General features: G+C 71.8%; 11 protein-coding genes. 9 read left to right on the forward strand and 2 right to left on the reverse strand.

What is annotated here, in order from left to right; all coding sequences use genetic code 11:
* Positions 1 to 356: 356 nt before the first annotated feature.
* Positions 357 to 1,037 carry a M23 family metallopeptidase gene (locus tag ABZ342_RS31420; RefSeq protein WP_155548952.1) on the forward strand — a complete coding sequence of 227 codons (681 nt, stop codon included), beginning with the start codon at positions 357 to 359 and terminating at the stop codon, positions 1,035 to 1,037.
* A gap of 870 nt (positions 1,038 to 1,907) precedes the next feature.
* Here the strand turns inward: ABZ342_RS31420 and pcrA are convergent.
* Positions 1,908 to 4,325 (reverse strand): DNA helicase PcrA, encoded by a 2,418-nt coding sequence (gene pcrA / locus ABZ342_RS31425; RefSeq protein ID WP_155548951.1) that lies wholly within the window; start codon positions 4,323 to 4,325, stop codon positions 1,908 to 1,910.
* A gap of 108 nt (positions 4,326 to 4,433) precedes the next feature.
* Between pcrA and ABZ342_RS31430 the strand changes: the two genes are divergently transcribed.
* The 7 genes from ABZ342_RS31430 to ABZ342_RS31460 all read left to right on the forward strand — a co-directional run bounded on the left by ABZ342_RS31430 (position 4,434) and on the right by ABZ342_RS31460 (position 11,355).
* The gene (locus ABZ342_RS31430; RefSeq protein WP_360480584.1) at positions 4,434 to 4,859 is read left to right on the forward strand and encodes a DUF1707 domain-containing protein; all 426 of its coding nucleotides are present in this window, start codon (positions 4,434 to 4,436) and stop codon (positions 4,857 to 4,859) included.
* A gap of 162 nt (positions 4,860 to 5,021) precedes the next feature.
* The gene (locus ABZ342_RS31435) at positions 5,022 to 5,318 is read left to right on the forward strand and encodes a chorismate mutase (RefSeq protein ID WP_360480587.1); all 297 of its coding nucleotides are present in this window, start codon (positions 5,022 to 5,024) and stop codon (positions 5,316 to 5,318) included.
* 64 nt (positions 5,319 to 5,382) lie between these two features.
* The gene (locus ABZ342_RS31440) at positions 5,383 to 5,697 is read left to right on the forward strand and encodes a hypothetical protein (RefSeq protein ID WP_155548948.1); all 315 of its coding nucleotides are present in this window, start codon (positions 5,383 to 5,385) and stop codon (positions 5,695 to 5,697) included.
* A 338-nt stretch (positions 5,698 to 6,035) separates the two neighbouring features.
* Positions 6,036 to 7,283 (forward strand): hypothetical protein, encoded by a 1,248-nt coding sequence (locus ABZ342_RS31445; protein ID WP_360480590.1) that lies wholly within the window; start codon positions 6,036 to 6,038, stop codon positions 7,281 to 7,283.
* A gap of 259 nt (positions 7,284 to 7,542) precedes the next feature.
* Entirely contained in the window at positions 7,543 to 8,403 is an 861-nt protein-coding gene (locus tag ABZ342_RS31450; RefSeq protein WP_360480593.1) for a hypothetical protein, read from the forward strand.
* A gap of 215 nt (positions 8,404 to 8,618) precedes the next feature.
* The gene (locus tag ABZ342_RS31455; RefSeq protein ID WP_360480596.1) at positions 8,619 to 10,247 is read left to right on the forward strand and encodes a serine/threonine-protein kinase; all 1,629 of its coding nucleotides are present in this window, start codon (positions 8,619 to 8,621) and stop codon (positions 10,245 to 10,247) included.
* A 13-nt stretch (positions 10,248 to 10,260) separates the two neighbouring features.
* Complete coding sequence (locus ABZ342_RS31460) at positions 10,261 to 11,355, forward strand: serine/threonine-protein kinase (protein ID WP_360480599.1); 1,095 nt, start codon at positions 10,261 to 10,263, stop codon at positions 11,353 to 11,355.
* Here ABZ342_RS31460 and ABZ342_RS31465 read toward each other — a convergent pair.
* Positions 11,352 to 12,254 (reverse strand): LysR family transcriptional regulator, encoded by a 903-nt coding sequence (locus ABZ342_RS31465; protein WP_155548944.1) that lies wholly within the window; start codon positions 12,252 to 12,254, stop codon positions 11,352 to 11,354. The two genes, ABZ342_RS31460 and ABZ342_RS31465, sit on opposite strands and share 4 nt — an antisense overlap.
* A gap of 106 nt (positions 12,255 to 12,360) precedes the next feature.
* Here ABZ342_RS31465 and ABZ342_RS31470 point away from each other — a divergent pair, with 106 nt between their 5' ends.
* Positions 12,361 to 13,329 (forward strand): DMT family transporter, encoded by a 969-nt coding sequence (locus tag ABZ342_RS31470; RefSeq protein WP_360480603.1) that lies wholly within the window; start codon positions 12,361 to 12,363, stop codon positions 13,327 to 13,329.
* Positions 13,330 to 13,460: the final 131 nt, after the last annotated feature.

Consider the following 13,460-nt stretch of genomic DNA (forward strand, 5'->3'; position numbering starts at 1 on the left):
ACTTTGAGTAATCCCCACAGGTGGACGCAAGATCCGCGCCACCCGATCGGCCGCCCGACGGGGCAGATCTTGCTTACGGCGGTGCCCGTTCGTTACTGTCCCCCGGTCCCCATTACAGTCAGGTCACGAAGTAGGACAACGAGCGAACCACCCCCGAGGTTGGCTCACCGGGTTCCCCCGCCCGCAGTCCTCGACCCGGCTCCCCGACGATGGAAGGCTCTGTCTTGGCTTCACACCGCTCCCCCGGCGGCCAAGCTCCTTCCCCGGCACTGAAGGACGCACTCGAAGGTGCAGTCGTTCGTGTCCGGGGTGCGCACCGCATCGCCCCGCCCTCCTCGGCCCTCCGTGGACGTGTTGTGGTCGCCGCTGTCGCGGCCGGTGCGTTCGCTGCCGCTGCTGCGGGCTCGACGCTCAAGACGGTCACCGATTCCGACCAGGCTGTGACGCCCTTGGCCAACAGCCAGGACGCCAGCGCCTCGTTCACCTCGGGAGGTGCGGGCACCGGGGGCGCCCCCGAGCTCCTGCCGGCCGGGCACGCCATCGACGCCTCCGCCGAAGCCGCGAAGCTTTCCGACAGTGCTTCGATCACGCAGGCCCGTGAGCAGCGTGAAGCCGACGCCGCCAAGAAGGCCGCCGAAGAAGCCGCTCGTCCCAAGACCTGCCTGCCGGCCCACGGCACCTTCACCTCGGGCTTCGGTGCCCGGTGGGGCACGAGCCACCTCGGCATCGACATCGCCAACGCGATCGGCACCCCGATCTACGCCGCCTCCGACGGCACCGTGATCGAGGCCGGCCCCGCCAGCGGCTTCGGCCTCTGGGTCCGGGTACAGCTCGACGACGGCACCATCCAGGTCTACGGCCACATGAACAGCTTCTCCGTCAAGGAGGGCCAGAAGGTCAAGTGCGGCCAGCAGATCGCCGAGATCGGCAACCGCGGCCAGAGCACCGGCCCGCACCTGCACTTCGAGGTGTGGCAGAACGGCACCAAGAAGATCGACCCCCGGCCCTGGCTGGCCGCGCGCGGCATCGTCATCTGATCCGTTCGCTCCACACCGGTGGCCCACCGAACCGGGCCATCGCACCGGGAAACCCGGCTGTAGAGCCATGATCCGCCACCGAGGGCCGACGACGCCCCTCGTTCGAGTGCGAACGGTCATCCGCTCCAGCCGGGACACCACGGCCGTCCGAGACGCGTGAACACCCGCGCCGGACGGCACCCGGCTCCGATACACGGCGCACGCACGACGGATTCCCGTCCGAGAGCGGCGACCCGACAGCGGACGCACCCGAGCCAGCGCGGCCGGAAGCCCGCCAGCTCGCTCCACACCGCTCGGCTCGCCCGAGATCACCCTCAGCCGCAAAAGACGCGTCAAACGACGGCTCAGCGCCCGGAAACGGCTAACGATGCCCGCCCGGCAACCGGCGGATGAAGTAGGCCACCGCGACCTGCCACACCGTGCACAGCTCCGCGGACCTCCGGACCGGCACCGGCACCCAGCCCCAGGGCAGAATTCCCCCTGCGCCCCCCGCGGAGCGGACACGCGCGGCCCGACGTGTCGTCCAGCGGCGTCCCCGGCCGCAGGTGACACATCGCCCGTCCGCTCCGAGCTCGTGCTGCCTGAGCAGCGCTCGCCAGGCGGCGGCCAGCCGGCACGCCTCCGCTCCCGCACGCGAAGACATTCCTGAAGCCCCCGAAGGGCCCGGACCCCGATCCGGAACCGCCGACCCCAGGACTCCTCGCAGGTGTTTTTGTACCCCTTCGGCCAACAGGTGAAACAGCACCGCGTCCACACCACACTACCCCCTTCGTCGAACTTGTGTTCGATCGTGGGGTCAGTTCTACCGGTGGGGTACGACGATTCCGGCGGCGATCGCCGGGATCGCCGCCGGGTTCACTCGGACGGGTGTTAGAGCTTCACCATCGGCACGCTGCCGATCAGCATCAGGCGGACCTTGCCGGCCGCACCGAAGTCGATGGTCGCCGTGGCGCGCGGGCCGACGCCGTCGCACGAGATCACCGTGCCCAGGCCGTACTTGTCGTGGCTGACCCGGTCGCCGACGTCCAGCTTCAGCGCCACCGTGTCCTTCCAGCCCTTGCCGAACGACGGCGTGCCCGAAGAAGACGGTGAAGACGTCCGGCGGCCGCCCCAGGTGGTCGCCGCGCGCGGCGTGCCGCCACCCCGCGAACCCGACCCGAACCCGAACCCGCCGCTCGACGGCTCCAGCCGCCGCCAGTCGACGAGGTCGCCCGGCAGCTCGTCGAGGAACCGCGAAGCCGGGTTCATCGACGGCTGCCCCCAAGCCGACCGCGTGATCGCGCGCGAGACGTACAACCGCTTGCGCGCCCGCGTGATCGCGACGTACGCCAGCCGCCGTTCCTCGGCCAGCTCGGTCGGGTCGCCCAGCGCGCGCATGTGCGGGAAGACGCCGTCCTCCCAGCCGGTGCAGAACACCACCGGGTACTCCAGGCCCTTCGCGGTGTGCACGGTCATCAGCGTGACGACGCCCGCGCCGCCGTCGCCTTCTTCGCCGCCGTCGGGCGAAGGCACCGAATCGGCGTCCGCCACCAGCGACACGCGTTCGAGGAACGCGGGCAGCGAGCCCGGCGCCGGCACCCCGGGCTCCACGACCAGCTCGGCGTTCTCGTCCGCGACGACCTCGGCGGTGATCTCGGTGAACTCCCGGGCGACGGTGATGAGCTCGTCCAGGTTCTCCACGCGCGTGTGGTCCTGCGGGTCGTCCGACTCCTCGAGCTCGACGCGGTAGCCGGTCTTCTCCAGCACCGCTTCGAGGACGTCGTGGACCTCCGCGCCGGAAGTGATCAGGTCGCCCAGCTCGTCGAGCATCCCCACGAACCCGCTGATCGCCTTGACCGAGCGCGGGTTCAGCAGCGCCACCTTGCCCTCGGCGGCGTCTCGCAGCGCCGCCGCGAACGACACCCGCTCGCGCTCGGCGTGCGTCGCCACCACGGCTTCCGCGCGGTCGCCGATGCCGCGCTTGGGCACGTTCAGCACGCGCCGCAGGCTGACCGTGTCGTCCGGGTTCGCCAGCACGCGCAGGTACGCGATCATGTCGCGGACTTCGCGCCGCTCGTAGAACCGCACGCCGCCGACGACCTTGTACGGCAGGCCGAGCCGGATGAAGATCTCTTCGAAGACGCGGGACTGGTTGTTGGTGCGGTAGAAGACGGCGACGTCGGAGTAGTCGGCTTCGCCCTTCTCCGCCAGCGCGTCGATCTCGTTCGCGACGAACGCGGCCTCGTCGTGGTCGTTGTCCGCGACGTAGCCGACGATCTTCTCGCCCTCGCCCGAATCCGTCCACAGCCGCTTCGCGCGCCGGTTCGGGTTCCGCTCGATGACGGCGTTGGCCGCGGACAGGATCGTCTGCGTGGAGCGGTAGTTCTGCTCCAGCAGGATGGTGTGCGCGTTCGGGAAGTCCCGTTCGAACTCTTCGATGTTGCGGATCGTCGCGCCGCGGAAGGCGTAGATCGACTGGTCCGCGTCACCGACGACGACCAGCTCGGCCGGGTCGACGCCCGATTCGTTCGGCGTGGTCCCGGCCAGCTCGCGGACCAGCGTGTACTGCGCGTGGTTCGTGTCCTGGTACTCGTCGACCAGCACGTGGCGGAAGCGCCGCCGGTAGTACTCGGCGACGGCCGGGAACGCCTGCAGCAGCGAGACCGTGCGCATGATGAGGTCGTCGAAGTCGAAGGCGTTGGCCTGGTTCAGCCGCCGCTGGTACTCGACGTAGACCTCGGCGACGCGCCGCTCGAGGTCGTTGGCCGCGTTGGCCGACGCCTCTTCGGGGTCGACGAGCTCGTTCTTCAGGTTCGAGATGTGGATGGCCAGAGTGCGGGCGGCGTAACGCTTCGGGTCGATGTCGAGGTCCCGCGCCACGAGCGTGATGAGCCGCTTCGTGTCGTCCGAGTCGTAGATCGAGAAGCTCGACGACATGTCCAGCGTCTTGGCTTCCCGGCGCAGGATCCGCACGCACATCGAGTGGAACGTCGACACCCACATCGCGTTCGCGCGGCGCCCGACGAGCGCGGCGACGCGCTCGCGCATCTCGGCGGCGGCCTTGTTGGTGAACGTGATCGCCATGATCTCGCCCGGGTGCACGCGGCGTTGCCCGAGCAGGTAGGCGATCCGGCGGGTCAGCACCCGGGTCTTGCCCGATCCCGCACCCGCGACCACCAGCAGCGGGCCACCGGCGTGGGTGACGGCTTCGCGCTGGGACGGGTTCAGGTCCTCGAGCAGATCGGCCTGCCCGCCGGAAGCGGGCTTGCGCGCGGGGGTCTCGGCGGGGAGATCGAAGAGGGTGTCCATCGTCTGTCCACGCTACCCCGGGCGGGTGGGCTACCGCGTCAGGCGTAGGGCGAGATGTCGCCTGGCGTCCGACGCGCGGCGGGCCCGCCGCGCGGAGCATCGGCGGACATGGAAGACAAGCGCACCGCCCGCATCCGGGCCGCCGACGCCGATCGCGAACGCGTCGCCACCACCGTCCAGACCGCCGGCTCCGAAGGCCGGCTCACCCTCGAAGAGGTCGAAGAGCGCCTCGCCCACGTCTATTCCGCCCGGTTCACCGACGAGCTGACCGAGCTCACCGCCGACCTGCCGCGGCCCGTGCCGGCCCGGCCGGGCTTCCCGCTGACCCGGGCCGCGCTGCGGCGGTACCCGGCGCTGCGCCTGCACCTCGCCGTCGTGGTCGCGATCGCCGTGGTCGCGATCGTCCGGTGGGCGGTGCTGGGCGCCGGGTTCTTCTGGCCCGCCTTCCCGATGTTCTGGCTCGCGGTGAGCCTCTTCGTTCATGCCGGGGTGCGTTCGGTCCGGGAACGAGCCGGTGCGGCTGTGCCATACTGATAACCGTGCGGCACCACGCAGAGCGATTTTTTTACGGGACCCGGACTCCGGCTCCCGTGATCGCGTAGTGCCCGAACCGCCATCACGCCAGCCCCGGAGTCCACGGACCCGGGGCTGTCGCCGTCCCAGGGGCCGGATCCGGGCACCGAGGGAGAGGTCCCGATGAACGCACAAGCGACGAACGCCGACGGCCAGCCCGCCGAGGACACCCCGGCCGGGGACGACATCGCGTCGCTCCGGCAGGAGATCGACTGGCTGGACAAGGAGATCCTGCGGCTGGTGAAGCGCCGGGTCGAGGTGTCCAAGGAGATCGGGGCCGCGCGGATGGCCGCCGGTGGCACGCGGATCGTCTACAACCGCGAGATGGACGTGCTCGAGCGCTACCGCGAACTCGGCCCGGATGGCCGTCAGCTGGCGATGGCGCTGCTGAACCTCGGCCGCGGCAGGCTCGGCCGGTAACGGTTGTCCGAATTCCGGGTCTTCCCTGAGGCACCGGTGACCCGGCTGCGGGCAGACTGTGGTCATGGACTGGCTCGTGAACCTCATCGCCGTCATCGTCGCGCTCGCGAGCGTGCTGGCCGCGCTGGGCCATGTGGGGTATCTGGCGATGCTGAACAACGCGGCGGGTAAGCGGGCCGGCGGTGCGCCGGTCGCGCAGTACGTCCGCGGTCGCTGGGCCGTTGCGGGCGGTACCACCGCGGCGTCGCTGTTCGCCTGGTTGCTCACGGCCGGGGGGCCGACGCTCGACATCGTGGCGATCCTGCTCGCGGCGGGTAGCGGCGTGGTGGCGACCAAGGCCCTGCAGTCGACGCGTGACCGTTACCGCACCGGCGGCTGAAAACCGCTGAACTGGGCCGATGGCGCTGCGTGAGACTGCGCAGCGTCACTTTCCCCCGTTCGGTCGCGCCCGACCGAGTGAAACCTCTGCAACTTGCAGGTTTGGGGGCGACTTTCTACGCCGGATGCTCCTAGGGTTGACGCCGTGAGGACCCTTGCGTTCGGGTCGGGCGGAGCCCGCAGGACGCGCGGGGGCACCGGCCCCGCGCGCCCAGTCTCGCATGCGCGTGCATCTGCGCAGGATTCGGAACGCGAAGCCGCTCGTGAGGATGGTGCTCCGATCGGGTTCTCCTGCCACCGGACGGCGTCACGGCCGGACCGCCGGGTGGTCGAGTCGGCATGACCCAAGGCACGGAGTTCCACGGACGCGGCGGCGCGCCCGCGCATCCCGGGCGGCACCGGCTCGGCGGCACGGACGGCTGGACGCCCCCGCTCCCCCAGAACCGCGCCGGCCGGCGGCACGCGGCCGGCCCGGCGCCGGTCGACCCGCCCGTGTCCGGGTCCCTTCCGCTCGCGCAGCCGATGTCCGGCGGGCTCCCCCTGCCCCAGCCGACGTCCGGCGCGCTCCCCCAGCCGTCCCTGCCCCAGCCCCGCGATCGGCGCCCCGCGCCCCCGCTGTTCCCCGCCTCGCACGGCAGCCTGCCCCTGGACGACGTCGAGCCCGAGGCGCCGTCGCGCCCCGAGACCCGCGCCGACCAGGCCGCGCGCCGCACCCGCGTCTCGCTGGCCACCCCGCAGCCGCGCGGCGTGGACCAGGTGGACCAGGAGGACGACGACGTCCGCGTCTACGCGGCACCCCCGATCGACGGGCTCGGCGTCGGCGGCTTCACCATCGGGTCGGTGCCCGCCTCCGTGACCCCGCCCAAGACGTGGCGGAAGGCCGCCTGGTTCGCCACCGGCGCGTCCGGCGCCGTGGTCGTCGGGCTGCTCTTCGCCGGGTCCTACCTGGTCGGGAAACCGCCGGTGGACCAGGCCGTGCAGGGCGCGTGGCCCGGCTACCAGGGCGCGCCGACCGTCATCGACCCCACGGGCGAGACCGAGCCGCCGTCCCGGCCGGGCGGTTCCACGCCGGCGCCGGACGACAGCACGCCGACGCCGGACAAGCCGGCCGGGCGGACCAGCGGCGGTGGCGCGGGCCCCGTCGACGGCGTCCCCTCGCCGCCGATCACCGACAGCGGCGCCGGTTCGCAGACGTCCGGCACCACCACGCCGAACGGACGGCCGCAGAAGCCCGCGGTCACGCCCGCCCAGCGCGAGACCCCGGTCAAGCCGCCCTGGTGGTACTCCTTCCCGCCGGACGCCCAGACCATGGGCGACAACTCGGAGAAGTTCTTCAACACCGTCACCACCGACCCCGCCGCGGCGTCGGCGGTGACCACCGGAGAGCTCCACGACCAGGGCCCGCAGGCCCTCGCGGAGCGGTACGCCGGCGTCGCCTACTTCGAGGTCCGGAAGATCAGCATCGACCAGCAGCGCGGCGTCACGGTGAACACCGTCGAGATCACCCACACCGACGGGTCCAAGACGATCGAAGAGCGCACGCTGACGTTCGGGGACGGCGACAAGATCGCGGCTGACGGCCAGTAACCGACCCTGCACGTGCGGTTCGCCCGTTCCGATGCACGTGCGGTGCGCCGAGCGGTTACCCCTGGTCCGGGTGGGTGACATAAGCTGCCGCTCGTCGTATCGCGATGGCATTCCGGCGACAGAGCCTGGTGATGCCCGTCCGCACAGGGTTACCTGACGACAGCGGATCCGGAACCGGCCACGAGTCGGCCATCCGGACCAACGGAAGCCCGGCCGAACGGCCGAGTGACCGCCCCGGAACCCCAGAGCGAGGACATTCGTGCTTGATCGGCAGCGCACACGGCGTGAGGTACCCAACGCCGTCCGCGTCGAGGACGTGATCCCGGCCGAGATTCTCGACGGCGTCGGCGACGCCGACCGCGACTATCTCGAGCAGGTCTTCCGTGACCCGCAGCGGTTCCTGCCGCCGCGGCCGGAACCCGTGCGCGAGCCGGCGCAGGCCGAGGACGCCGACGAGCCGGAGAGCCGGTTCGTCCGCCGCGCCAAGCTGGCCGGGCTCGTCGCCGCCGGGGCGCTCGTCGCCGGCGCGGTGGTCGCCGCGCCGATGCTGACCAGCGCGCACCGCGCCGTGTCCGAAGGCGCCCAGTCCACGCCCGCCGGGTTCACCGGCGCCGCGGAGCTCGGCGGCCTCGCCGTCCCGCAGCACCAAGCCGGCGGCGGCGCGCCCGAGCAGCCCAGCGCCCCGACCGCGGGCACGCACTCCGGAGGCGGCCCGTCGGCCGACGAGTCGACCGGCAGCGGTCCGCGGACCCAGGCCGCGCCGGCCACCACGAACGAGGTGCCGGACAAGGCCGCCGACGCGCGCAGCGCGAGCCGGAAGATCCAGGCCGTCAAGGACTTCTACGCCGCCATCGCGCGGGATTCGGCGGGCGCGCTCGCGCTGCTGAGCCCGTCGCTGGCCGACGGCGCGGCCGGTGAGCTGGTCCGCACGTGGAGCTCGATGGACGCCATCGACGTCCAGGAGGCCGACACGCAGATCAACCCGGACGGCTCGATCCTCGCGGTCGCGACGCTCCACCGGCCGGACGGCGCCCTGGTGCGCGTGACCCAGCTGTTCCGGGTCGCCGACACGGGCGGTTTGATCACCGAAGCCGAGCTCGTCTCGGCCCAATACATGTAGCCCTGGGCGATCACGCCTTCACCCGTGGTTCAAGTGCCTGTACCGGATTCGTGTGCGCAGAGTGAGCGCCTAGCCTTGTCACGGGCCGATCTCGGGAGAGGCGGCCCACAGCCCACGACATGTGCATACGCTCCAGCGAAGCGGCGTGCGCGTGGCCGCGTCACCAGGCACCGATCCTCACGCCCTGGTGAAGTCGGAGCCCAAAGGGAGGTCGCGTGAGCGACGAGGGTCGCCTGGTCGCCGGTCGGTACCGCATCGCCGGCCGGATCGGCACGGGCGCGATGGGGGCCGTCTGGCAGGCGCATGACGAAGTCCTGGGCCGCACCGTGGCCATCAAGCAGCTTCTGCTCCAGCCGCACCTGGACGAGCACGACGCCGAGGACGCCCGGCAGCGGACGATGCGCGAGGGCCGGATCGCCGCCCGCCTGCACCACCCGAACGCGATCTCCGTCTTCGACGTCGTCACGGACGACAACGGGCAGCCGTGCCTGATCATGGAGTACCTCAACTCCACCAGCCTGGCCGCCGTGCTGCAGGAACGCCGCACGCTGCCGCCGACCGAGGTGGCGCGCATCGGCGCCCAGGTCGCCGCGGCGCTGCGCGAGGCGCACGCGGTCGGCATCGTCCACCGCGACATCAAGCCGGGCAACATCCTGCTCGGCGCCAACGGCGTCGTGAAGATCACCGACTTCGGCATCTCCCGCGCCAAGGACGACGTCACGGTCACCAAGACCGGGATGATCGCCGGCACCCCGGCGTACCTGGCCCCCGAGGTCGCGATCGGCGGCGACCCCGGCCCGGAGTCCGACGTCTTCTCCCTCGGGTCCACGCTCTACGCCGCCTGCGAGGGCCAGCCGCCGTTCGGCCTGTCCGAGAACACGCTGAGCCTGCTGCACGCGGTCGCGGCCGGGCAGATCAACCCGCCGCGCCAGTCCGGCCCGCTGGCCAGCGTCCTGGCCGTGCTATTGCACCCGGACATCCAGCACCGGCCGACCGCAGAAGAGTGCGAAGAGCTGCTCGCGGCCGTCGCGCGCGGTGAGCTTCCGCTCGGCGGGCCGTCGGACGAGACCATGATGGCGCCGTCGGCGGGTGTCCTGGGAGCGGGCGCACTGGGCGCGGCCGCCGCCGCGGACCCGAACGCGACCCAGATGTTCGACGAGATCCCCGCGGGCCACTCGGGCAGCCTGCTCGACAACCAGGCCCCGACGCAGGCCGTGCCGTACTACGACGAGGACGACTACCCGGAGGGCACCGGCTACCCGGAGGACGACTACGACGGGTACGGCCGCTACCGCGACGACGAGCAGCAGTACGCGGCCGGAGGCGTGCCTCCCGGCCTCGCCGCGACCCGCGCGGTGCCGGTGCCCCCGCACGACCAGGGCCCGTACGCCGACGATTACGACGACTACGACGACGAGCCCGCCCCGCCGCCCCCGCCGCGGCGCGCGCAGACCAGCCCGGCCGACGATGACGACGAGAAGCCCGGTGCCTGGAAGCGCCCGGCGATCATCGGCGGCATCGTGGTCGTGGGCCTGGTCGCCATGGCCGTCTGGCTGCTGAGCCCGAACAACCCGGAAACGCCTGCCTCGCCGATTTCGAGCAACAAGCCGACCCCGGTCGCGACGTCGTCGTCGCAGGTTTCGACGACGGAGGAGCCGACCGAGACGGCCGACGTTCCGCCGCCCGTGTCGGAGACGACCTCGTCGAAGCGCACGACCTCTCGGCAGACTGAGCCGGAGAAGACGACGACTCCGAAGACGACTTCGGCGAAGCCGACGACTTCGGAGGCTCCGCCGACCTCCGACACCCCCACGACCACGCCTTCCCCGTCCACCACGCCGTAAACCGAGGTTTGTGTTGAGCTCTGAAGGCACCATCGTCGGCGGCCGGTTCCGGCTGGACCAGCCGATCGGCCGCGGCCGCGCGGGCATCGTGTGGCTGGCGTTCGACACGCGGCTCTTCCGCACCGTCGCGATGAAGCGGATGTACCTGCCGGTCGGCGCGGGCGAGCGCGCCGAGCAGGCGCGCGCGGGTGCCATGCAGGAGGGCAAGGACGCGGCCCGGATCGAGCACCCCAGCGCGATCAAGGTGTTCGACGTGCTGCCCGACGGCCAGGACGTCTGGCTGGTGATGGAGTACATCCCGTCGCGCAGCATGGCGACGTTCCTCGCCGAGCACGGCCGCCTCACCCCCGACCAGGCGGCGCAGCTGGGGATCCAGCTCGGCAACGCGCTCTCCGCGATCCACACGGCCGGGTTCGTGCACCGCACGCTCGAGCCGGGCACGGTGCTGCTGGCCGACGACGGCGGCGTGAAGCTCACCGACATCGGCATCAGCGGCGGCGGGCCCCACGCGGCCTACGTGGCGCCTGAGGTCGCGCGGGGGCTGCCCCCGACGCCGGCCGCGGACGTCTTCTCCCTCGGCGCGACGCTGTACACGTCCGTCGAGGGCGTGCCGCCGTTCGGGGAGGACGGGCAGTCGTCCGAGCGGCCGGCGCAGAACGCGGGCGTGCTGACCGCGGCGCTGCGCAAGATGCTGCGCCCGGACCCGACGACCCGGCCGACGATGGCCGACACGGTCCGTTCGCTGAGCGCGATCACCGAAGGCCGCGAGACGGCGTTCATCCCGCCGACCAACCCCGGGATCCCGCCGCCTCCGCCCCCGCCGTTCAACCCGGGGCTGGCGGCCGCGGCACCGCCGATGCCGTCGTCGGGACCCCAGTTCCAGCAGCAGGTCCCGGTCGCCGCGCCCGGCTACTCCTCGGCCGAGGAGACACAGCGGATGCAGCCGGTACCGCCGCCGACGCAGTACGCGCCGTCGCCCGCGCCCGGACCCCAACCGCAGGCCGGGGCGTGGACCCTGCCGGTGTCGAAGAAGACGCTGATCACCATCGCCGCGATCCTCGCGGCCGTGCTGGTCGGGATCCTCGTCTCGGAGCTGTTCTTCGTCTAAGCCACCTTGGCGGTCGCCGCGCGCATGGCTTCGAGCAGCGTGCGGACGGCCGGGTGGCCCCAGGCCCGTGACGCGACCGCGGCGTGGATCGCGCGGACCGGCTCCGGGTTGCGGATCTTGCGGACGACGACGCCGGGGTGCAGCGCGCCGAGCCCCAGCTCCGGGATCAGGCCGACGCCGATGCCGGCGGCCACGAACCCCTGCGCCGTCTGGTAGTCCTCGGACTCGACCACGACGTTCGGCGCGAACCCGGCGGACGCGCAGGCGCTGTCCAGGATGTCGCGGCAGACGCCCGGCAGGCCGTCGACGCCGACCCACGGCTCCTCGGCGAACTCCGTCAGGTCGAGCACGCGCTTGCGGGCCAGCGGGTGCGTCTTCGGCAGCACGGCGCGGTACGGGTCGTCGAGCAGGTGGACGAGCTCGACGCCCTTGCCGGGCTGCCTCTTGCGCGGGAAGACGGTGATCGCGACGTCGGCGTCACCGGCTTCGACCTCCGTCATCGGGTCGTCGGGCTCGACCAGCTTGAGGTCCAGGCGGACGCCGGGGTGCTCGCGGCGGACCGCGGCCGTGGCGGGCGCGACCAGGGACGCGCCGGCCGTCGAGAAGTAGCGGATGGCGACGCGGCCGATGCGGCCTTCCTTCAGCTCGGTCAGCGCCGCTTCGGCCTTCGCGAGCTCGGAGCTCAGCGTCTCGGCGTGCTCGGACAGCAGCGCGCCCGCCGGTGTCGGCCGCACGCCGCGGCCGACGCGTTCGAGCAGTTCGGTGCCGGCTTCGCGTTCCAGCGCCGAGAGCTGCTGGCTGATCGCGGACGGCGTGTAGCCGAGGTTGCGGGCCGCGGCGGTGATCGACCCACTGGTGATAACGGCGCGGAGGACCTGCATGCGGCGGACGTCGAGCATGCCTCTGATCGTACAGCTGAGCTTAACGGTTCATGCAGTTATTTTCGCTTGTCCTTATGTCTTTCCCGGACGAAGCTGGCGCTTGATCGGAGAAGGAGGAACTGGGGTGGGCGAGTCGAAGACCCTGCTGAGGATCGCCGCGCTGGCGTTGATGTGGGGCTCGAGCTTCTTCTGGATCAAGCTGGGGCTGGGCATGTTCTCGCCGGTGCAGCTGGTGCTGGCGCGGCTCGTGCTCGGCGCGGCGATGCTGCTGGTGCTGTGCCGGCTGCAGCGGGCCCGCCTGCCGCGCGACCGGCGGATGTGGGGTCACCTGGCCGTGGCGGCGTTCTTCCACAACGCGCTGCCGTTCCTGCTGTTCGCGATCGGCGAGACGACCGTCGACTCGGGGATCACCGGGGTGCTGAACTCGACGACGCCGCTGTGGGTGCTGCTGGCGGCGCCGATGATGGGGACGTCGTCGCGGATGACCGGGACGCGGCTGGCCGGACTGCTGGTCGGCCTCGGCGGGATCCTGCTGATCTTCGCGCCGTGGCAGGCGTCGGGGCTGCTGAGCTGGGGCGCGCTGGCGTGCCTCGCGGCGGCGGCGAGCTACGGCTTCGCGTTCGTCTACGAGGGCAAGTACCTGTCCTCTTCGACGTCCTCGCCGTACGCGATCTCGGCCGGTCAGATGCTGCTGGCCAGCGGGATGCTGGTGCTGGTGCTGCCGGCGGGCGGGTTCACGCCGGTGCACGTGTCCACCGGGCCGCTGCTCGCCGTCCTGGTGCTGGGCATCGGGTCGACGGGCATCGCGTTCGCGCTCAACTACCAGCTCCTGGCGAGCGAGGGCGCGGTGGCGGCGTCGGTGGTCGGCTACCTGCTGCCGGTGGTCTCGGTGCTGCTGGGCGCGGTGTTCCTGGGCGAACAGCTGAACCTGCGGGTGATCGCGGGCATGGTGGTCGTCCTCGGCGGGGTCGCGCTGACCCGCCTCCAGAAGCCGGAGCGAGTGGCCGCGGAACTGCCCCGTGACCAAGCGGATGGGCTTGGTGACGACACCACCGGGCACGCGCCGCGGCCGCTCGCTCCTCTGGCGGACTGAGGGTCTTCGCGCGCGGGTGACCGGTAGTCCTCTTTGCTTCGGGCGCGAATGACCGTTCGCGACTGAACGAACCCGCTCGCCCCTCTGGCAGGCTGAAGTACGGTCCCGCCGCCGTAACGGCACAGTCAACA

The sequence above is a fragment of the Amycolatopsis sp. NPDC005961 genome (assembly GCF_040629235.1).
In the GTDB taxonomy this organism is placed as follows: Bacteria; Actinomycetota; Actinomycetes; order Mycobacteriales; family Pseudonocardiaceae; genus Amycolatopsis; species Amycolatopsis camponoti.

Coding starts and splice junctions, on each gene's coding strand:
- pcrA (WP_155548951.1), bottom strand. CDS start 4,325: ATGGACACCCTCTTCGATCTCCCCGCCGAGACCCCCGCGCGCAAGCCC.
- ABZ342_RS31430 (WP_360480584.1), top strand. CDS start 4,434: ATGGAAGACAAGCGCACCGCCCGCATCCGGGCCGCCGACGCCGATCGC.
- ABZ342_RS31435 (WP_360480587.1), top strand. CDS start 5,022: ATGAACGCACAAGCGACGAACGCCGACGGCCAGCCCGCCGAGGACACC.
- ABZ342_RS31440 (WP_155548948.1), top strand. CDS start 5,383: ATGGACTGGCTCGTGAACCTCATCGCCGTCATCGTCGCGCTCGCGAGC.
- ABZ342_RS31445 (WP_360480590.1), top strand. CDS start 6,036: ATGACCCAAGGCACGGAGTTCCACGGACGCGGCGGCGCGCCCGCGCAT.
- ABZ342_RS31465 (WP_155548944.1), bottom strand. CDS start 12,254: ATGCTCGACGTCCGCCGCATGCAGGTCCTCCGCGCCGTTATCACCAGT.